The sequence below is a fragment of the Brachybacterium sp. 107 genome (assembly GCF_052379725.1).
Classification (GTDB): Bacteria; Actinomycetota; Actinomycetes; order Actinomycetales; family Dermabacteraceae; genus Brachybacterium.
Genome location: NZ_JBQSYW010000011.1, coordinates 104,409 through 123,220, shown reverse-complemented (window position 1 = coordinate 123,220; position 18,812 = coordinate 104,409). Strand labels below are relative to the sequence as shown.

General features: G+C 72.4%; 12 protein-coding genes and 1 pseudogene. 5 read left to right on the top strand and 8 right to left on the bottom strand.

The genetic code is table 11. The features are described 5' to 3' along the window. Positions 1-111 precede the first annotated feature (111 nt). The 4 genes from ACT3UL_RS13025 (at position 112) to ACT3UL_RS13010 (ending at position 7,859) form a co-directional block, all read left to right on the top strand. Positions 112-1,191, top strand: a complete 1,080-nt coding sequence (locus ACT3UL_RS13025; RefSeq protein WP_444578681.1) for a hypothetical protein — start codon at positions 112-114, stop codon at positions 1,189-1,191. A 77-nt stretch (positions 1,192-1,268) separates the two neighbouring features. Next, positions 1,269-3,971 (top strand): PD-(D/E)XK nuclease family protein, encoded by a 2,703-nt coding sequence (locus tag ACT3UL_RS13020; RefSeq protein ID WP_444578680.1) that lies wholly within the window; start codon positions 1,269-1,271, stop codon positions 3,969-3,971. Next, complete coding sequence (locus ACT3UL_RS13015; RefSeq protein ID WP_444578679.1) at positions 3,968-7,213, top strand: UvrD-helicase domain-containing protein; 3,246 nt, start codon at positions 3,968-3,970, stop codon at positions 7,211-7,213. Before ACT3UL_RS13020 ends, ACT3UL_RS13015 begins: the two co-directional genes overlap by 4 nt. Position 7,214: 1 nt before the next feature. Then, positions 7,215-7,859: a nucleoside/nucleotide kinase family protein gene (locus tag ACT3UL_RS13010; RefSeq protein WP_444578678.1), complete on the top strand. Its 645-nt coding sequence runs from the start codon at positions 7,215-7,217 to the stop codon at positions 7,857-7,859. A gap of 17 nt (positions 7,860-7,876) precedes the next feature. Here ACT3UL_RS13010 and ACT3UL_RS13005 read toward each other — a convergent pair whose 3' ends face one another. The 7 genes and pseudogenes from ACT3UL_RS13005 to ACT3UL_RS12975 form a co-directional block, all read right to left on the bottom strand. Further along, positions 7,877-8,377 (bottom strand): FBP domain-containing protein, encoded by a 501-nt coding sequence (locus tag ACT3UL_RS13005; protein WP_444578677.1) that lies wholly within the window; start codon positions 8,375-8,377, stop codon positions 7,877-7,879. 262 nt (positions 8,378-8,639) lie between these two features. Further along, complete coding sequence (locus ACT3UL_RS13000) at positions 8,640-12,179, bottom strand: beta-galactosidase (RefSeq protein ID WP_444578676.1); 3,540 nt, start codon at positions 12,177-12,179, stop codon at positions 8,640-8,642. A gap of 442 nt (positions 12,180-12,621) precedes the next feature. Next, positions 12,622-13,509, bottom strand: a complete 888-nt coding sequence (locus ACT3UL_RS12995; RefSeq protein ID WP_444578675.1) for an aldo/keto reductase — start codon at positions 13,507-13,509, stop codon at positions 12,622-12,624. A gap of 49 nt (positions 13,510-13,558) precedes the next feature. After that, on the bottom strand, positions 13,559-14,590 hold the full coding sequence (locus ACT3UL_RS12990) for a hypothetical protein (RefSeq protein WP_444578674.1): 1,032 nt from the start codon (positions 14,588-14,590) through the stop codon (positions 13,559-13,561). 84 nt (positions 14,591-14,674) lie between these two features. Beyond that, positions 14,675-15,907, bottom strand: a complete 1,233-nt coding sequence (locus ACT3UL_RS12985; protein WP_444578673.1) for an NAD(P)/FAD-dependent oxidoreductase — start codon at positions 15,905-15,907, stop codon at positions 14,675-14,677. Between the two features lie 34 nt (positions 15,908-15,941). Next, a pseudogene (gene folE, locus ACT3UL_RS12980) lies at positions 15,942-16,486 on the bottom strand (GTP cyclohydrolase I). Positions 16,487-16,545: 59 nt separating this feature from the next. Next, positions 16,546-17,019, bottom strand: a complete 474-nt coding sequence (locus ACT3UL_RS12975) for a hypothetical protein (RefSeq protein ID WP_444578672.1) — start codon at positions 17,017-17,019, stop codon at positions 16,546-16,548. A gap of 91 nt (positions 17,020-17,110) precedes the next feature. On the opposite strand from ACT3UL_RS12975, the gene ACT3UL_RS12970 reads away from it, so the two are divergent. Then, positions 17,111-17,776 (top strand): helix-turn-helix transcriptional regulator, encoded by a 666-nt coding sequence (locus ACT3UL_RS12970; protein WP_444578671.1) that lies wholly within the window; start codon positions 17,111-17,113, stop codon positions 17,774-17,776. Positions 17,777-17,794: 18 nt separating this feature from the next. Here the strand turns inward: ACT3UL_RS12970 and ACT3UL_RS12965 are convergent, their stop codons facing one another. Then, a complete protein-coding gene (locus ACT3UL_RS12965; RefSeq protein ID WP_444578670.1) occupies positions 17,795-18,787 on the bottom strand; it encodes a LacI family DNA-binding transcriptional regulator in 993 nt (330 codons plus the stop codon). Positions 18,788-18,812: the final 25 nt, after the last annotated feature.

Sequence of the window (18,812 nt, the reverse complement as noted above, 5' to 3'; positions counted from 1 at the left end):
GGAGGCGTACGTCGAAAGTCGTGAGCTCGCCGCCGAGGGTTCGACGGTCGATGACCTGCGCCTCGCCCAACGACCGATGCGACCTGCGCGCAGATCCACTGGACTGGGGTCATGAGTGATCCCTCCTCCTCCCCTGAGGTTCCGTCCTCCCCCGCCCCTCCCTCCGACGACTACTCCGCCGAGAGGCGCATCGGCCGCCTCGTCGCGGTGACGCTGGGATGGTGGGCGCACGGCGGCGTGCGCCTGCTGCTCGCGATCGCACTGCTGTACTACGGCGTCGCGAAGATCGTGCTCGGGCAGTTCGGGGTCGCGGACATGGGCGACGCCTTGGTGACCCAGGGCGAGATGAGCCCGATGGGGATGCTGTGGCGCATGGTCGCCTTCTCCCCGCTGTTCCAGGTGCTCGGCGGGGTCGCGGAGGCCGGCGCCGCGCTCGCCCTGCTGTGGCGGCGGTCCGTGCCGCTGGGCGCTCTGATCGCCGCCGCGGACATGTCCCTCGTGCTCGTGCTGAACATCGGCTACGACGTCCCGGTCAAGCTGATCGCCACCATCCTGCTGGTCATGTCGATCCTGGTGCTGATCCCGTGGATGCCCCGCCTGGCCAGGGCGTTCATCGACCAGGGCGAGATCCGGCGCGGACCGTTGCCCACCCTGATGCCGTGGCCGCCTCTGGCGCGGATCATGAGCATCCTGGGGCCGATCGCCGCCCTCGTGCTGGTGGGGCTGGTGGGCTGGGGAGTCAGCTCGATGTACCCCGAGCGCACCACGGACGAGTCCGCTCCCGCCGGGGTGTGGGAGGTGCAGGAGGACGCCGCCGAGCCTGCCGCGCAGCTGAGCGAGGACACACGATGGAGCGCGATCGCGTTCGGCGAGGTCGCCTACGACGGGCGGGCCGCCGTGCAGCTCCGCCTGGCGGACGGGGAGCTGCTGACCGGCAGCTACGAGCGCACCGGGGAGGACACGGTCGAGCTGTCGCTGCGGCCGCTGCGTGCACAGGGGCAGACCCTTGCGCAGTACACCGAGATCACCCCGACGACGCTCGCGCTCGAGGTGGCCGAGCAGGACGACGGCACGCTGCACGTGAGCGGAGAGGGCCAGGAGCTGCTCCTCGCCCCGGACACCTCCGGCTCCGTGTACTACGAGCGCGGGTTCAGCTGGGGAGTACGGGCGGACGATCCGTTCAACCGCTGACCCGTCGGCCGGACCTGATCCCCGCTGTCGGCCCCCTCCCCTAGTCTGGGGCGGGACGCGACGACGGAGGAGCCCAGATGCAGATCGAGTTCGGCTGGTCGCTGGACGGCACCGCCTGGACGGACGGCGCCGGCGCGACCGGGACGGTGCGCATGGGGCCCCGCGGTCTCGTGCAGCTGCTGCAGACGAGGCTCGCGCTGACCCGCCCGTCGGTCGATCCGGCGGTGCGGACCGCGCAGTACGCCCGCGCGATCGCCGCCGCGGACCACGAGTGGGCACGGGCCTCGTTCGACGTCGATCCGTGGGCGACCGCGAGCACGATGCTGGCGTGGCGGGATGCGGCGGTGGCTGCCGGGGCCTCGCTGCGTCGGGCGCCGGGGCTGCCGGCGCGGATCGAGGCGCTGTGCGCGATCGAGGCGGCCGCTGATCTCTCCGCCGGCGCCGCCGATGACCTGCGGGAGATCGTCGACCTGCTCGCGGAGCTCTCCGCGTCCCCCTGGCCGCTGGGGATCGACCGGGTCCTCTGCCAGGAGGAGCCGGCGACGCTCCCCGGGCTGTGGCCGCAGCTGCTGGAGCTGCTGGCAGGAGCCGGAGTCGCCGTCGTGCCCGTCCCCGCCGCACCGGCCGGGCAGCCGGAGCTGATGCTGCTGGAGACCGACGACCAATGGACCGCCGCGGAGACCGCCGCGCGGTTCCTCGCCGGGCGCGACGGGGATCCTGTCCACGTCCTCGCCACGGAGGACACGATCCTCCTGGACCAGGAGCTGCACCGTCGCGGTCTGGCGGCGATCGGGGTGGCGGGGGCCTCGGCGGACCGGACGAGCCTGCAGATCCTTCCCCTGTACCTCTCGATCGCGATCGCCCCGGTGGACGTGCAGCAGCTCGGCGCCTTCCTCGACCTGCGCGTGCTCGATGCGCCGGACTCCGACCGTGAACCCATCGGCCTGGTGCCCTCGCGGGTGCGTCGCCGGTTCCTCGATGCGCTGGCCGCCGAGCCCGGCACCGGTGGCCCGGTCTGGGAGGCGGTGCTCACCGACCTCGCCCGGCTCGCCGCCGATCCCGAGGAGGCCGCCGCCCTCGAGATCGCCCGGGCGGTCTCCACGCTGGTCACGCATCCGCTGGACCCGGAGCAGCTGACGCCGCCGCGGCTGCGCTCGGCGACCTCCTGGCTCGGCGAGCGCCTGCAGGCGCTCGGTCAGGGCGATCCGGGTCTGGTGCGGGCGAGCGCGCACCTGCAGACGTTCCTGGCGGTGCTCGACACCCTCGGCGAGGACCACGTGCTCGGCGCGCGCGAGCTCTCCCAGATCGTCGAGGCCTCCGGCGGCCGCGCCGCCTCCCCCGTCGCCCGGCCCGAGGCGACCGACGCCTGGACCGCCTGCACCCGCCCGGCGCAGCTGCGCCCGCGCGGTGGGGACGTGCTGTGGTGGGGCGCGGACCGCCAGGATCCCCAGACCGGCGTGACCTGGGATGCGATCGAGATCGCGGCGCTCGAGGAGCTCGGTGCGAGAGTCATCGACCCCGCCGCCCTCGCCGCTCTCGAGACCGATGCGGGACTGCGCGGGCTGCTCGGAGCCGGGCGGCTGGTCGTGGTGCGCACCCGCAGCCGCTCCGAGAAGGCCACGGCGCCACACTCCCTGCTCGCGCACCTCGCGGCGCAGCGGGCCGCCGCCGGGGAGGACGTCGCGGAGGTGCTCGAGCAGTATCGGGTGGATCCGCGCACGGCGATCGGGGGCGGGGTCTGGGAGCTCGCCGGGTCGCGTCGGCCGCTGAGCGTCCCGGCGCTGGTCCCGCCGGCGGAGCCTGCGCAGGATCTCACCAAGCGCACCGTCCCGGCGCCGCATCTGGTGCCGACCGCACTGAGCTACTCCCAGGCGGAGAACCTGATCGGCTGCCGGCAGAAGTGGACGTACCGCACCGGGCTGGGGATCCGTCCTGCCTCGGTCGCGAGCGTGCCCAGCGGCAACCAGATGATCGGCACCCTCGTGCACACCGTGGTCGAGGAGCTGGTGAACACCGGGCGGGAGCGGGGGCGCAGCGGTCCGCCGTCGGCCGCCCAGATCGCTCAGACGCTCGAGCGGCTCGTCCCGCAGCTCGCCTCGGAGCTGCTGCTGCCCGGCCGGGAGGTCGAGCTGACCACCATGCGCGAGACCGCCGTGCGCTCCCTGGTCGAGTTCTTCGGCCGCCTCGCGGAGGCCGGGCTCGTGATCACCTCCGTGGAATCGCGCTTCGAGGAGCCGCTGACCCTGCGCCTGAAGCGCGGGGATCTCGAGGTGCCGTTCCTGGGCTTCCGGGACGTGCTCGCCGAGGACGCCGCCGGGAAGCCCACCGTGATCGACCTGAAGTGGACCTCGGCCGCCAAGAAGTACCCCGAGCTGTTCGACGCCGGCGAGGCGCTGCAGCTCGCCTCCTACGCCTGGTCGCTGCATGACGACTCGGCCGACGTCGGGTACTTCCTGCTCAAGCAGGGCGAGTTCGTCTCCGCGAACCCGGCGCTGGATCCCCATGGCCGGCCCACCCTCGACATCTCCGCCGCCTGGTCGACGACGACCGCGGAGATCACCGAGGCGCTCGACGCGATCGGCGAGGGCACCGTCACCGCGCAGTCCGGGCAGATCCTGCGCGATGCCGGGCAGGGGCTCGGCACCCCCCGCCCGGACGCGAAGAAGACCTACGCCGCGGCGCAGGAGGAGGCGCGGGCCGGCGGCGGGATCGTGGTCGATGCCCGCTGCGACTACTGCGATTTCTCCCTGCTGTGCGGCCTGAGAGGCGATGCATCATGAGCTTCACCCTGATCAACGCCTCGGCCGGGTCCGGCAAGACGTACACCCTGACCCGGCTGCTCGCCGAGCGTCTTGGGGCCGGGCTGGACCCCTCGCAGGTCATCGCCACCACGTTCACCGTCAAGGCGGCCGACGAGCTCTCCCAGCGGGTTCGCTCCACGCTCCTGGACCGCCAGCAGGTCGAGGCGGCGCGCGGCATCGACAGCGCCCTGATCAGCACGGTGAACTCGGTCGCCGGGCGCCTGGTGACGGAGTACGCGCTGGACGCGGGCATCTCCCCGCAGGTGCAGGTGCTCGACGACACGACCCAGAGGGCGGCCTTCGCCGCGGCGATCGATCGCACCGCCGCCGCGGCCGGGGTGCGCTGGGCGGCGATGCTCGCCCGCACCGAGCACGACGGCGACGAGAAGGACACCGGCTTCGGCTTCGGGACCCGCAAGCAGGCCTGGCGGGGCCGGGTGAAGGACGTCGCGGACGCCGCCCGCACCAACCTGCTGGAGGCCGAGGAGCTGCGCGCCGCCGCGCCCGTGTCCTGGGAGGAGTTCCGGGAGGCGGCCCAGCTGCCCGAGCCCGGTGAGGACCTGCGGGGCCGCTGGCTGCACGAGCTGGGACAGCGGATCGACGGGTTCGCGGAGGATCTGGCCGCGTCCGTCGATGAGACCGGGGACGGGGTGAAGGGCGGGCCGATCGCGAAGGGCAGCATCAACAAGGCGCGGGGAGACCTCGAGGCGCTGCGTCGGCTGGAGCGGACCCTGCGTGACCGGGAGCGGGCGCCGTGGTCGAGCTGGCTGCGGCTGGCCGGGGGGAAGTTCGGGGCCCCGGCGAACCGGGCCCTCGAGCCCCTGGCCGTCGAGATCACCGAGGGCTTCGCGCAGAACCCTGCCTGGCAGCAGGACCTCCACGACCTCATCGCGCTCGTGCTCGACGTCGCCGCGGACTCGCTGGACGCCTACGAGACCTACAAGCGCGAGCTGGGCCTGATCGATTTCATCGACCAGGAGGTGCAGGCGCTGCGCCTGCTGCAGGGCTCGCCGCGGGTGCGGGAGTCGATCGCCTCGCGCTACCGCCTCCTCGCGGTCGACGAGTTCCAGGACACCTCCCCCGTGCAGCTGGCCCTGTTCCTCGAGCTCTCCCAGCTCATCGAGGAGAAGATCTGGGTGGGCGATCCCAAGCAGGCGATCTACGGCTTCCGCGACGCCGACCCGCGCCTGATGCAGGACATCATCCGCGCGCTCGAAGGTGGCGGCACGGTGTTCGGCACCGGCGAGGTCACGAACCTCTCCCACTCCTGGCGCTCGCGGAAGCTGCTCGTGGACTTCACCAACGCCCTGTTCACCCCGGTGTTCGCGCCCGACGGCGAGGGCCGGGAGAGGGTGCAGCTCCAGATCCCCGAGCAGCGGGAGGCTGTGGCGGGCGGCGGCGTGCTCGAGGTGTGGGAGGCGACGAAGAACGACCGCCGGGTGGTCTCCGCGCAGAAGCATGCCGCGATGATCGCCGAGCAGATCCGGTGCCGGATCGACGAGGGCGCCTTCACCCCGGGCTCGACCGCGGTGCTCGTGCGCAGCAACACCCAGCGGGCCTCCGTGGTCGCCGCCCTGCAGGAGCGCGGGGTGCCCACCGCCGGCGCCGCCCACCCGCTGCTCGCGTCGCGTGAGGCGCAGATGGTGCGCGCGGCGCTCGCGGTGACCCTGGACGGCTCCGACACCCTGGCGCTGACCGAGCTGGTGACGCTGCTGAGCGATCACGGCGCGCACGAGGACTGGTTCACGCAGCTGATGGCGGCGCCGGACCGGGAGGCGCGCAAGGCCGTGTACGCGAGCTGGTGGGAGGATCCCGTGCTGGCCGGGCTGCGCGAGGTGCGCCGCGCCTGCATCGGCTTCACCCCGGTGGAGATGATCAGCGCGCTGATCGACGCGCTGGACCTGCCGCAGCGGATCAAGCGCTGGACCGGGCAGGGCTCCCGCCGTCGCACCCTGGATGCGCTGCGCGCGATGGCGCAGGAGACGACGCAGCGGCGTCGGGCGGAGGGCTCCCCCATCACGCTGACCGGGCTGCGCGCCGAGCTCGACGCGTGGACGGAGGGACCGGACCTCTCCGCCCTGCCCGAGGCGGTCTGGGTCGGCACCATCCACGGCGCCAAGGGCCTGGAATGGGATCACGTCGTCGCCTACCTCGGCGCACCCCCGAAGGAGCGCGACCACTCCAGCGGCGTGCTCGTCGTCTCCCCCGGCGCGCTCGACGTGACCGCCCCGCTCGCCGACCGCAGCCTGCGGTTCTGGCCCAAGATCGCCTCCCCGGCGGACACGGCGGAGAACCTCGCCGCGTCGGGGTTCGCACGTCGTCGGCGGGATGCCGAGGCGGAGGAGTCCGGGCGGCTGCACTATGTGGCGCTCACCCGCGCCGCCCGCACGTCGGTGCTCGCCGTGCCCGGCGCCGCGACCGTGCTGGACAGCCTGATCGCGACGCCGCCCATGGTGAGCTGGTCCGCCGACGCCCTCACCGTGCACGGCACCGACGGCACGCTGCCGGCGACGGTGACCGCGGTGAACGTGGACGATCTGATGGAGGACGTGCCCGCTCGGCTGACCCGCGACGCGGACCCGCTCGCGGCGACCGATGTGCCGCTGCGGCCGGACGACCCCGGGACGGGGCGCGCCTCGGCCCGGTTCCAGGCGTCCGGCGTCGGCTCGGACGAGGCGCTCGGGGAGGTCGACGAGCCGCGGAGCATCGGCCCGGTGCTGGTGCGCGGCGGCGGCCCGCAGTGGGAGCGTGTCGGCGAGGCGGTGCACGCCTACCTCGGCCTGCCGCTCGAGCATCTCTCGCCGGCGCAGCGGCTCGCAGCGGCGGAGCGGCTGCTGTCGCGCTGGGTGGTGACGCGGACCGTGGAGGCGCAGGTGCTGATGGATGCCGGGGAGGCCTGGGCGCGCTTCGTGGACGCGCAGTTCCCGGGGGCCGAGCAGCTCACCGAACAGCCGATCACCTGGTGGAACGAGGACTCGCAGGTCATGGAGGGGTGGATCGACACCCTGCTGCGCCTGCCCGACGGCTCCCTCGTGCTCGTGGACCACAAGTCGTACCCGGGTGATGACCCGGTGGGGCATGTGCGCCGGAACTATCTGGGCCAGATGAGCACGTACGCGCAGGCGCTGGCCGCAGCCGGCCGGGCGCCGGACCGGATCCTCCTGCACCTGCCGCTGCGCGGCGAGGTCGTGGAGGTGAGGCTGCATGGGCAGGAGCGCTGAGATGATCTCTCCCGATCAGGCCGTGTCCCGGGCTCTGCTGCTGGTCGACGAGGCACTGCGGTCAGGCACCCGGCGGCTGCTCGGGATCGCCGGGGCGCCCGGCGCCGGGAAGTCCACGCTGACGCAGCTGCTGGAGGAGCGGCTGCCGGAGAGCTCACGGGTGGTGGTGCCGATGGACGGGTTCCATCTGGCGGACGTCGCGCTGGAGCGGCTGGGCCGGATGGACCGCAAGGGAGCCCCGGACACCTTCGACGCCGCCGGCTACGTGTCGCTGCTGCAGCGGATCCGCTCCGCGATGCCCCAGGACCCGCCCGTGTGGGCACCGATGTTCGAGCGCGAGCTCGAGCAGCCCCTGGCCGGCGCCATCGAGGTGGATCCGCAGGTGCCGCTCGTGATCACCGAGGGCAACTACCTGCTCTCCGACGACGGCGCCTTCGCCCAGGTGGCAGCGCTGCTGGATGCCCGCTGGTTCATCGAGGTGCCCGACGCCCTGCGGCACGAGCGCCTGATCGCCCGCCACGAGCAGTTCGGGAAGTCCCCGCAGGCCGCCCACGAGTGGGCGCTGGGACCCGACGAGACCAATGCTCGCCGGGTCGCCGCGACCCGTGGCCGGGCCGACGTCGTCGTGGACCTCACGGCCCCCTGACCCGTCCCGCCGGCCCGTCAGCTGCGCGCGAGGAGCGCCTTCACGAAGGCGGTCGAGCGCTCGCGCAGCCCCTCGATCCGCATCTCCTGGTGGTACGCGACCAGCGCCGGGTCCTGGGTGCGCAGCTCGTAGGCCTGCGGGAGACGGCGCACGTGACGCGAGCAGCTGAAGTCCGCGCACACGGACGTGCCGATCGAGTTGCCGCGCCGGCCGGCGGCACCGGCGAGCGGCGCGACGAACGAGGCGGCGTGGATCCCGTCAACCACGTCCTCGCACCATGCGCACATCATCTTGCGGCTGGGAGGGGTCTCGGCGCCGCGCAGCAGCAGCACCGTCAGCTCGCCGTCCACCTCGAGGGCGACATAGTGCTGTTGGGGCCGCTTGGGATCCTGCCAGCCGAGATAGTCCAGCTCGGAGAAGTCGATCGAGTCGAGGTCGGGCAGGCCCGCGCGCTTGGCCTCACCCTTGCTGGCGTTGACGAAGGCGTTGCGGATCTGGGATTCGGTCAGGGTGTTCATGGGGTCGTCCTCACGACGGGCACGCCGACGCACCGGCCGATCTGCGGCCGAGCTGTCGAGGGCATGCGGGGATGGAGCGATGGCGGATGCGGCCGTGCCGCGTCACACCGAGAAGGCCCGGTGGGCCGCCTCGCTTCCTGCATGCTGGGTGCGCATGCTCATCTCCTCGCTGCATCGTGGTGCCGCGCCCCTGACGGGCGCCGACCGCGGACACGCTACGCCTGCACTCCCGCGGGGACAAGCGCAGTGTGCGCCGCGACGCTCACAGCAGCGGCGGCGCCGTCCCGATCGACCCGGTGCGGGCGAAGACCTGCTCCAGCTCGATCGACTCGGGACCGGCCCCGGCCTCCTTCGCCGCGACCCAGATCGCGAGGGTGTTCGGGCCGTGATGGTCCAGCAGCCCCGAGGGGATCGTGAAGTCGGACTGCGGGCCGATGTCCCCGATGTAGATCCCGATGTTCCAGCCGTTGACGTAGAGCACGGCCTGACTCGCATCGGTGCGGTCGTCCTCGAAACGGGGTGAGCGGACGGCGAGGCGCCAGGCGGCGTCCACCCCGTCGGCGGTGTCGAGCTCGAAGTCCGCGCGGTACCAGCGGATGCCGGGAGCCTCGGCGGTCAGGGAGTCCGTCGGCTCCCACGCGGAGTCGTCATGGCCGGGCAGATGCCAACCGTGGCGCTCCCCGTGGAGCCCGCCGACGTTGTACATCGAGCGCAGCGGGTCCTCGCCGTCGGCGCCCTGGAGGCGCCAGACGATCTCGCCGTCCGCGGGCAGGACGGCGTCGAACAGGCCGCGATTCTGCTTGGACAGGCCGTCGTCGCTCCAGTCGAGGTTCTGGCCGAGGGTGTGCACGAGCACGCTGAGCACGGCGCTCTCCCCCGCGGCGGCGACGGCATCCGGGAGGGTGAACACCTGGTCGGAACCGGTCGCCGGCGCCGCGCCGAGATAAGTCCCGTCGGCCCAGACCTGCAGGAAGGCCGGGGGCTTTCCCTGGGCGGGCTGACCGGTCCCGCCGTTGCCGCGCAGCACGACCTCGCGCCCCGTGGTCGCGGTGAAGGCGGCGCGGTACCAGACGCCGCCCTCGTAGAAGCCGTAGTGGTTGGAATCGAGCACCACACCGCCCCGGCCGGGGCCCTGGAACGGCGTGGAGCCCTCCGTGGAGTCCGCGACCCTCCAGCTCGAGTCGTCGAAGTCGGCGGCCGCTTCAGGGCCCTCCTCGGCGACGCGGAAGGCGAGGTCCGGGACGGCCGGGACCTCGGGGGCGGCGAGCGTCATCGTGGCGATCCCGTCCTTCGCCGGGCGGCTCGTGCCGTTCACCCGCACCCGACGGATGCTCTCCGGGACGTCGATGCGCACGTCGGCGCCGCTCGTGGAGCCGACGACGAGGTCCGCGTCGGCGCGGGAGAACGCGACCGTGCGGGCGATCTCCGCCCCCTCGACCACCACATGGGCGTCCTGGGAACCCGGTGTCGCGGGCATGCGGTCGGCGGGACGGCCGCCGAGGAACCAGGTGGTCGCGGCGGCGGCACGGCCGAGCAGGCGCAGAGCGAGCAGGCTCTCCTCCCCCGTGCCCTCGGAGGTGACCGGTGCGCCGGTGACGTCGACCTGGATCGGGGTGTCCCCGGGGGTGAGGTTCAGGCGCAGCTGCCCGGTCTCGGCATCCCAGGTGGTCGCCACCGCGTCGGGGGCCTCGACCTGCGGCTGCTCGGCGTAGCGCAGCACGATCTCGACCGGGTCGTCCTCCTGGCCGATGAGGTGCTGCAGGTGCCCGCCGCGACGCGGGAGCGTCGGCCCGAAGGGGGCGGCCGTGGAGTACAGCAGGCCATGACCACCGATCACCGTGTCGACCACGAGGGTGAGGGCGTCCCGCCCGTGCAGATGCAGGACGGCGTCCTCCTGCTGGGGGACGCGGGGCCAGCCCACCACGCCGTCCGGGATCTCGACCCCGTCGTCTCCGGAGGCGCCCGGCAGGTCGAGGGCGTCGAGGGTGACCACGGTGCCCTCCCCGCCCTCGGCAGGCTCCCCGAGCGCCTCGACCACGAGGGTGTGCTCGCCCTCGGCGAGCCCCGTCACCTGGTAGCTGATCTGCTGGGCCGGCTTGTTCTGCTCGGTGTCGACGTGGCTGGTGAAGGTGCCCTCCTCCGCGCCGTCCACGAGCACCCGCGCCCGGCCGTGGTCGGTGCCCGTGGAGGTGATGACGTCCACCGCGGTGCCGGTGAAGGTCCAGGTCGCCGTGGCGCCCGCCGCCTCGGTGCGCGACAGGGTGCCACCGGAGGCGGTGCCGTCCTCGACCTGGTCCCAGTCGCCGGTATAGGTGATCGCGGCGTCCCGGTCGTCGGCCGTCGGTGCGGCGTCCCCGGCATCATCGGGATCGCCGAGGACCAGCGCCGTCGCGAAGCGGGTGTCGGTCTCGTCGTTGGAATCGGCGAGACGGAAGGCCAGCAGGCGGGGAGCGCCGCCCTCGGTCGCCGACGCGACGTCGTCCGTCGCCACCCGCTGATAGGCCTGGATCTCGGCGCCCTCGACCTCGAGCAGCGGCTGCGGCGCCACCGACGTCATCGACGCGATCTGCGGCATGGCCAGCTGGAGGTAGCCCAGCTCCTTCTGCACCGCGAGCTTCTCGGTGAGACCGCGATCCTCCGTGATCGCCGCGCCGTAGTCGTAGCTCGTGAACCCCGAGGACGGCGAGCCCGTGTAGCCCAGGTTCGTGCCGCCGAAGGCCATGTAGTAGTTGAACGCGGTGACCCCGTTGGCGAGGTTGCGCACGCCCCACTGCCGGGTGAAGGCAGGGTCGGTGAACTCATAGGCCTGATGGGAGTCGAAGGAGGCGCCCCACGGGGTGAACGCGCCGCCCTGGGATTCGGTGATGAACTGCGGGGTGTCCGGGCTGATCTGGCGGTATCCCTGCTCGGACTCCCCGATCCGGGACCGCGCGCCACCCGCGTTGAAGCCCAGCGGGTAATGATCGAAGGCGTAGAAATCGGTGCCGTGCTTCGCGGTGTCCGCGAAGCGGCCGCCCATGTTGTAGTCGTTGTGGAACAGCGGCACCGTGATGCCCGTGGAGCGCACGTGATCGGACAGGGCCCGCAGGAAGGCCGAGCGCTCCGCATCCTCGGTGATCAGCTCGTTCTCCACCTGGTAGAGGAACACGCTGCCCCCGCCGTCGCTGACCTGGTGCTTCGCGATGATCTGATTGATCGCGCTCAGCCAGGCGCAGGAGTCCGCGAGGTTCTCCGGGTCCGTCGAGCGCAGGGACGCGGCGCGGTTGGTCATATAGGCGGGCAGACCGCCCATCGAGATCTCGGCGTTCACGTACGGACCGGGCCGAGCGATGACATAGAGCCCCTCCTGCTCCGCCATGGTCAGCAGCAGGTCCAGGTCCCTGATCCCGGTGAAGTCGAAGTCGCCGCCCGGGGCGGACTGATGCAGGCCCCAGAAGAAGTAGAAGGACACGGCGTTGAAGCCGGCCGCCTTGAGGACCTGCAGCAGGTCGCGCCACTGCGCCGGGGCCGGGACCCGCCAGGGGTGGATCTCCCCCGAGTAGATCAGCAGGCGCTCGTCGTCCACGAGGAACGAGTGCTCGTCCCAGGTGACGGTATGGGCCTCACCATCGTTGCCGGGGAAGGTCGAGGTGCCGCGCACCAGGTCCGCGGTGGCCTCCGACTGGTCGGGCACCGCGGGGCCCGCGGGGGTGGGGCCGACGGGCGCGGCGGGGCCGGCGGCGATGGTCGGGGCCGCACCCGCGGCGAGGGCGGGCCCGGCAGCGGCGACGGCCACGGCGGCGCTGGTGGCACAGGCGCTCATGCGCAGGAAACCTTTCCGACTGAGATCGTTCCGGGGCAGATCGGGCAGGGTCGGGACGGTCCGGGACATGCAGCAGCTCCTCGTCGAGCGGTCGGGACTCGGACGCTAGCAGACTGCGGAACGATTTACAGGCCGAGAGTCTCCTAGTGGTACGACGCCCGTGCCGCTGGCCCCTGGCTCCCGGCTCCCGGCTCGCGGCTCCCGGCTCCCGGCTCCTGGCTCCTGGCGGTGATCCCCGATCGTCGCCCCCGAGGCGGGGCATGGGCTCGAGCCTGCACCACGTGTCGGTGAGGGGCCGCTCACCGACACGTGGTGCAGGCTCGAACTGTTCCGCCGGGGTGCGCGCGACGGACGGCGGGGTGTGGGCGGCGCACGGCGCGAGGGGGCGCGGCGGGTGGCGGGAGGCGGGTGCGCGCAGCGGGAGGAAGCTGCGCGCTGTCGCTCAGGCGATGATCTGGTTCAGCTGCTCGAGGTCCTCGGCGCCGAGCTCGAGGGTCATGGCGCCGGCAGAATCGGTGATCGACTCCGGACGGCTCGCGCCGGGGATCGGGACCACATGCTCGCCGAGAGAGAGCTCCCAGGCCAGGACGACCTGCTGCGGGCTCACGCCGTGGGCCTCGGCGATGGCCTGGATCTGCGGGAACCGCTCCCCCACTGCGCTCGCGCCACCGCCGGTGCCGCCCAGCGGCGACCACGGCACGAAGGCGATGCCATGCTCGCCGCAATGCTCGAGCTCGCGCTTGGAGGTGTGGAAGAAGGTGGGTGAGAACTGGTTCTGCACGGCGGCGAGGCCTCCCTCGCCGAGCACCTCCAGGGCCACGTCGATCTCCTCGACGTTCGCGTTGGAGATGCCGATCTCGCGGATCAGGCCCTCCTCCTTGAGCGCAGCGAGCGCCTCGACGCCCTCGGCGTAGCGGATGCTGCGGTCCGGGCGGTGCCAGTAGTAGAGATCCACGGAGTCGATGCCGAGGTTCGCGAGGGACTTCTCGAGGGCGGAGCGCAGGTAGTCGGCGGTGCCGTTGCGGCCGCCCACCTCGCCCTCGGAGCGAGTGATCCCGCCCTTGGTCGCCAGGACCACGGAGGAGCGGTCCCCGTCCCAGGTGCGCAGGCCCTCGGCGACGGCCTTCTCGTTGTGCCCCATGGTGTCCCAGGTGGGGGCGTAGATGTCAGCGGTGTCGAGGAAGGTGACGCCCGCGTCGAGCGAGGCATAGATCGTGGCGGTCGCGCGATCCTCCGGGGCGGGCTCGCCACGCCCCATCGACAGGGGCATGGCGCCGAGGCCGAGAGCGGAGACGGTCAGGGAGCCGATACGGCGAGTGGGTGCAGTCATAGGGAAAGCCTATGCCGATAGGGTGGTCCAGGTCACGGCATGTCCGCCGTCAGTCGAGGCGCTGCTGCATTCCGGGAGGCGGATGCTGATGAAAATGCTTAGGGGCGTCCCAGAACAGGTCATCCTCCGGCGAACCTGACGAGATCTCCACCCGCACCAGATCGCCCTCGGCCTTCGCCGCCACCACCCGGAGCAGCCCAGTCATCTCGTCACCCTTGGAGGACGCCTCGTCGAGCATCCTCGTCGCGACGACCTTCGCGTCGCCATGCACGCGCACAGCACCGCGCGTGGTGTACGCCTCGGCGGAATCGAAACGGGTTCCGAAGACGAACGCGGTGGGGCCGGGCGCGTCAGAGGCCTCCGAGAGGTCCGTATAGCTGGCACCCGTCACCAGGTGGGGGTCCTCGAGGTCCATCGCTGCGATGAGCTCGCCACGATCGGGGAAGAGGTCGGCGACGGACTCCTCGGCGTCGAACCCGTCCAGGGTCTCGTCGGTCGAGAAGGCCAGATCCTCTCCGAGAGGTGCCGCGATCCGCGTGTAGATGGACGTGGCCGGCTCGAAGCCCTCAGCGACCCGCAGCCGGTCCCCATCCCGCACGACATACTCCCCGAGCGCCTCCGCGAGGTCCTCGAGCATCCCGGCAGCGCCGGCCCACAGCACACCCTCGTGCCCGTCCCGGTTCACGCGGATGGTTTCCGTCGGCGTCATCAATCGTTCTGCGGAGGCCAGCGAGTCCGGATCTGTCACCATGGTCCGTCCGAGGATGGCATCGGTGACGATCTGCGGATCGGTGACCTCGAGAGCCTGCAACCACCTCACCGGCCCCGGGACGTGGGTATCGACGGAACCGTCGAGACCCAGCACCTCCGCCACCGCGGCCGGGCGAGCCCAGAGCACCGCGGTCGGATGGAGGCTCGTCCCGGTGATGCCGGATCCGCCGATCCGCTGCAGCAGCGTCTCCAACCCGCTGTCCTCAGCGCCGAACGGCACCTGCGGCAGGTTCGAGCACCCTGCCGTGCCGAGCAGTGCGACGAGACCGCCGGCTCCCAGCATCGTGCGTCGCGACAGTTCTGATCTCATCGTCGTCCCCCTTCCCGGTCCCCCCGACCGGGTCGGAGCCAGAATAGCTGGCAGGGCAGAACGCTGAAAGGTGCTCCCGTGGGCTCAGAGGTCGGCCAGCTCGACGGAGGGGTCCGTCAGCCGCGCCACGTCGACCACACGGCGCTCGGTGAGCAGCGGCTTGATCACGTCGATCACGTCCCAGATGTTCACGGCCATGACCGCGAGGATCACGCCGTCGCGGTCGCGCCAGAAGGCGAGGAACTCGCGGGCGGCGAGGTCGCCGCGCACGACCACCTCGGCCACCTGGTCCTGCGGGGCCGAGCCGAGGTACTCCATGCCCAGGTCGAACTGGTCGGTGTAGAAGTAGGGCAGCTCCGTGTACTCGGCGGCGTCCCCGAGGATCGTGCGCGCCACTGCCTTGGGCTGGTTCAGCGCGGTGGCCCAGTGCTCGACCCGCACGCGGCGACCCAGCAGCGGATGCTGATGGGCGGCGATGTCGCCCACGGCGAAGATGGCGGGATCCGAGCTGCGCAGGGTCGCGTCGACCGCGACGCCGCCTTCGGCGAGGTCCAGGCCGGCGGCCTCGGCGAGCTCGAGGTGCGGGATCGCGCCGATCCCCACCACGACGGCGTCGGCCTCGAGGGTGCGCCCGTCGCGCAGGCGCACGCCCGTGGCCCGACCGTCCTGCACGAGGATCTCGGCGGCCTCGGCGTCGGTCAGAAGCTCCACCCCCTTCTCACGGTGCAGGTCGGCGTAGACCTGGGCGATCTCGTCGCCGAGGAGGCGGGCCAGGGGCAGGTGCCCGCGCTCGAGCACGGTGACCTCAGCGCCGCCGGAGCGGGTGACCGCGGCGACCTCGAGGCCGATCCAGCCGCCGCCGATCACCACGATCCGGGTGCCCTCGGCGGCCAGCGGACGGATCGCGTCGGAGTCCTCGCGGGTGCGCAGGTACAGCACCCCCTCGGCGTCGGCCCCTGGCAGCTCGGAGCGGCGCGAGGAGGAACCGGTCGCGAGCACGAGGGCGTCATAGGGCAGCATCGTGCCGTCGTCGAGGGCGACCGTGCGCGCCGTGCGGTCGATCGCGGTGGCCCGCACGCCGCGGCGCAGGTCGATGTCCTGCTCGGCGTACCACTGCTCGGGCCGCACGAGGGCGTCCTCGAAGGAGCCCTCCCCGGAGAGGTACTCCTTGGACAGCGGCGGCCGCTCGTACGGGAGATGCTTCTCCTCGCCGACCAGAGTGATCGACCCGGTGCGGCCGCGCTTGCGCAGCGATTCGGCGGTCTTGGCTCCGGCGAGCCCGGCCCCGATGACGACGATGTTCTGGGGTGCAGACATGATTCCTCCCGTGGTGCTGGATGGTGGCGTGGGGTCAGGCTCCGGCGCCGGCGAGGGCGAGGAACTCCTGACGCGAACGGGGGTCGCTCCGCAGACTACCCAGGAGCGATGACGTGATGGTGCTCGATCCGGTGGCCTGCACGCCGCGCAGGGTCATGCAGGAGTGCTCCGCCCGCAGGACGACGCCGACGGCCTGCGGTGCAGCTGCTCCTGGAGCCACAGGGCGACCTGGCGGGTGAGCCGTTCCTGGGTCTGCGGACGGCAGGCGAAATGCTCGACGATGCGGGCGAGCTTCGACAGCCCCAGGATCCGCTCGCCGGGGAGGTAGGCGACGCACGCGGTGCCGACGAAGGGCAGCAGGTGGTGCTCGCACACCGCGCGGAAGGGGATGTCGCGGGCCAGCACGAGCTCGTCGTATCCCTCGTCGTTGGGGAAGGTGGTCGCATCGAACGGGCGCGGGGTGAGCATCTCGGCCCAGGCGCGGGCCATGCGACCGGGCGTCGCCCGGAGGTGCTCGGAGTCCAGCGGGATGCCGAGCGCCCGGAGGAAGTCGGCGGCGGCGACCTCCGCGGCGGCCATGTCGCGCTGCGCCTCGAGGGCCATGTGCGCCGGGGCGTCCGGGAGGCTGACTGTGGAGGTCATCGGGCGTCGACCTCGCTGCGCGGGCGGTCGTACCGGGACGCCAGCAGACCGAGGGAGACGGCCGCGACCAGCAGGCCGACGTCCCGCAGGGCCACGTCGAAGAACCCCGGGTAGGTGAGGAGGTTCAGGATGTTGCCGACGAGCCAGGCGGCGACCACCCAGGCGGCCAGCCGCGGCCGCAGGGCGATGCCGATCGCGGCGACGATCTCGACGACGCCGATGAGGTGCATCGCGGCCTGCGCGGAGATCGGGAGGACGGCCACCATCCAGGGGGCGAGGTAGCCGGGCCAGTCGGTGAGCAGGTTCGTGAACTTGTCCAGGCCCATGAGCAGCGGGAGGGCGATGAAGCCCAGGCGCAGCACGCAGAAGGCGGCGAAGGCCGGGTCCTGACGGACTCTGACCAGCACGGAGGCTGAGGCCGGGGTGGGGTTGGAGGTGTGGACGGGGACGGGGAGCGTGGAGGCTGCCATGACGAACTCCTTCTAAAACCAATGATGGCGTTTTTTAGATTCCTCCTCCGACCCCTATTTGTCAAGAGTCGTTGGTGTTAGAGTCGTGGGCATGGATCGCAGCCGACTTCCCACCCCGGAGGACCTCGACGGGCTCAGCGCCCTGACGGACCCGGTGCGTCGCCGCCTGTACCAGGCGGTCTCCGCCCATGACGACCCCGTCGCCCGCGAGGACGCCGCGAGCACCGTCGGCATCAGCCGCACCCTGGCCGCCTATCACCTCGACCGGCTCGTCGACGCCGGCCTGCTCGAGACCACCTACTCCCGCCCCGTCGGCGTCGGCGGCCCCGGGGCCGGTCGCCCCGCCAAGCGCTATGTGCGCACCCGGGGCGAGCGCACCGTCTCGGTCCCACCCCGGGACTACGAGCTGCTGGCGGATCTGATGGCGGCCGCCCTCGAGGCGGACGACGACGGCACCGTGCAGCGCGCGCTGCTGCGGGTCGCCGAGTCGGAGGGACAGACGGCCGGGGTCGCGCACGCGGAGCTGCTGGACGTGCTCCGGGCCCGCGGCTACGAGCCGACGCTCGAGCTGAACGGGGACATCGACCTGCGCAACTGCCCGTTCCACCGCCTCAGCCGCACCCATACGGACCTGGTGTGCGGGCTGAACCACGCGATGATCGGCGGGATGCTCGACGCCCGCGGCGAGAACCGCGACCGGGCGGAGCTGTGCCCGCGCGAGGGTCGCTGCTGCGTGGTCGTCCGCGCGGCAGGCTGACCTCGCACCCTCTGCCCGTCAGCGCCTGCGGGTCGACTCCCGCTCGATGATCCGGGAGCGCAGCAGGGTCGTCGAGGGCTCTTCCTCGGGATCGGTCACGCGCTGGCCGAGCATGCGCGCCGCAGCCCGGGCGGTCGCGCCCACCGGCTGGTGCACCACGGAGACCGACGGGGTGACCAGGCGGGTCCACAGGTCGTCGTCGGTGGCGAGCAGGGCCGGAGGACCCTCCACGCCGCGCATCGACTCGAACGCCCCGGCGGACATCCGGTTGTTGGTCACGTAGACGCAATCGGCCTCGCCGGCCGCGAGGATCTGCGCCATCAGGTCGCGTCCCGACTCCAGATGCAGATCGCCCCGGGCGATCACGGAGTCCGGGGCCGGCACCCCGAGCTCCCGCCAGGCGGCGAGGTGGCCGACGACGCGCTCCTCGGTGGTGCGCAGGTCGGCGGGACCGGCGATCACGGCCGGCGCCCGGAAGCCGCGCTCGTGGAGGTGCAGGGCGGCCTGTCGGCCGGCATCGAGGTTGTCGGTCGCGACCAGGTCGGTCGCCGCCCCCTCGATCCAGCGGTCCACCAGCACCACGGGGATCCCCGCCTCGGTGAGCGGCGAGAGGTCGGTGCGGGCTCCGTGGACCGGCACCAGCAGCACCCCGGCGACGTGGCGACCGACCAGCTGGGCGAAGCACTCCCGCTCGAGGTCGAGGTCGTCCTCGGTATGGGCGACCGTCACCGAGTAGTGGTCGGCGCGCACGATCCGCTCCACCTCACTGATGATCTGCGTGAAGTACGGGTTCTCCGCATCGGGGGTCACCACCGCGATCTGCGCGGTCCCGCCGCGGCGCAGGGAGCGCCCCAGCGCATTGGGGACGTACCCGGTGGTGCGCACCGCGGCACGCACCCGTCGGGCGAGGTCCCGGTCGACGGAGGCGACGCCGTTGACGACCCGGGACACCGTCGCCGAGGACACGCCGGCGGCGGCGGCCACATCCATGATCGTGGGTCTCTGAGACACCGCGGTCCTCCCTGCTGCTGGGCGC

Excerpts from the sequence above, each read along its gene's own strand:
- ACT3UL_RS13025 (WP_444578681.1), top strand. The coding sequence starts at position 112 with ATGAGTGATCCCTCCTCCTCCCCTGAGGTTCCGTCCTCCCCCGCCCCT.
- ACT3UL_RS13020 (WP_444578680.1), top strand. The coding sequence starts at position 1,269 with ATGCAGATCGAGTTCGGCTGGTCGCTGGACGGCACCGCCTGGACGGAC.
- ACT3UL_RS13015 (WP_444578679.1), top strand. The coding sequence starts at position 3,968 with ATGAGCTTCACCCTGATCAACGCCTCGGCCGGGTCCGGCAAGACGTAC.
- ACT3UL_RS13010 (WP_444578678.1), top strand. The coding sequence starts at position 7,215 with ATGATCTCTCCCGATCAGGCCGTGTCCCGGGCTCTGCTGCTGGTCGAC.
- ACT3UL_RS13005 (WP_444578677.1), bottom strand. The coding sequence starts at position 8,377 with ATGAACACCCTGACCGAATCCCAGATCCGCAACGCCTTCGTCAACGCC.
- ACT3UL_RS13000 (WP_444578676.1), bottom strand. The coding sequence starts at position 12,179 with ATGAGCGCCTGTGCCACCAGCGCCGCCGTGGCCGTCGCCGCTGCCGGG.
- ACT3UL_RS12995 (WP_444578675.1), bottom strand. The coding sequence starts at position 13,509 with ATGACTGCACCCACTCGCCGTATCGGCTCCCTGACCGTCTCCGCTCTC.
- ACT3UL_RS12990 (WP_444578674.1), bottom strand. The coding sequence starts at position 14,590 with ATGAGATCAGAACTGTCGCGACGCACGATGCTGGGAGCCGGCGGTCTC.
- ACT3UL_RS12985 (WP_444578673.1), bottom strand. The coding sequence starts at position 15,907 with ATGTCTGCACCCCAGAACATCGTCGTCATCGGGGCCGGGCTCGCCGGA.
- ACT3UL_RS12975 (WP_444578672.1), bottom strand. The coding sequence starts at position 17,019 with ATGGCAGCCTCCACGCTCCCCGTCCCCGTCCACACCTCCAACCCCACC.
- ACT3UL_RS12970 (WP_444578671.1), top strand. The coding sequence starts at position 17,111 with ATGGATCGCAGCCGACTTCCCACCCCGGAGGACCTCGACGGGCTCAGC.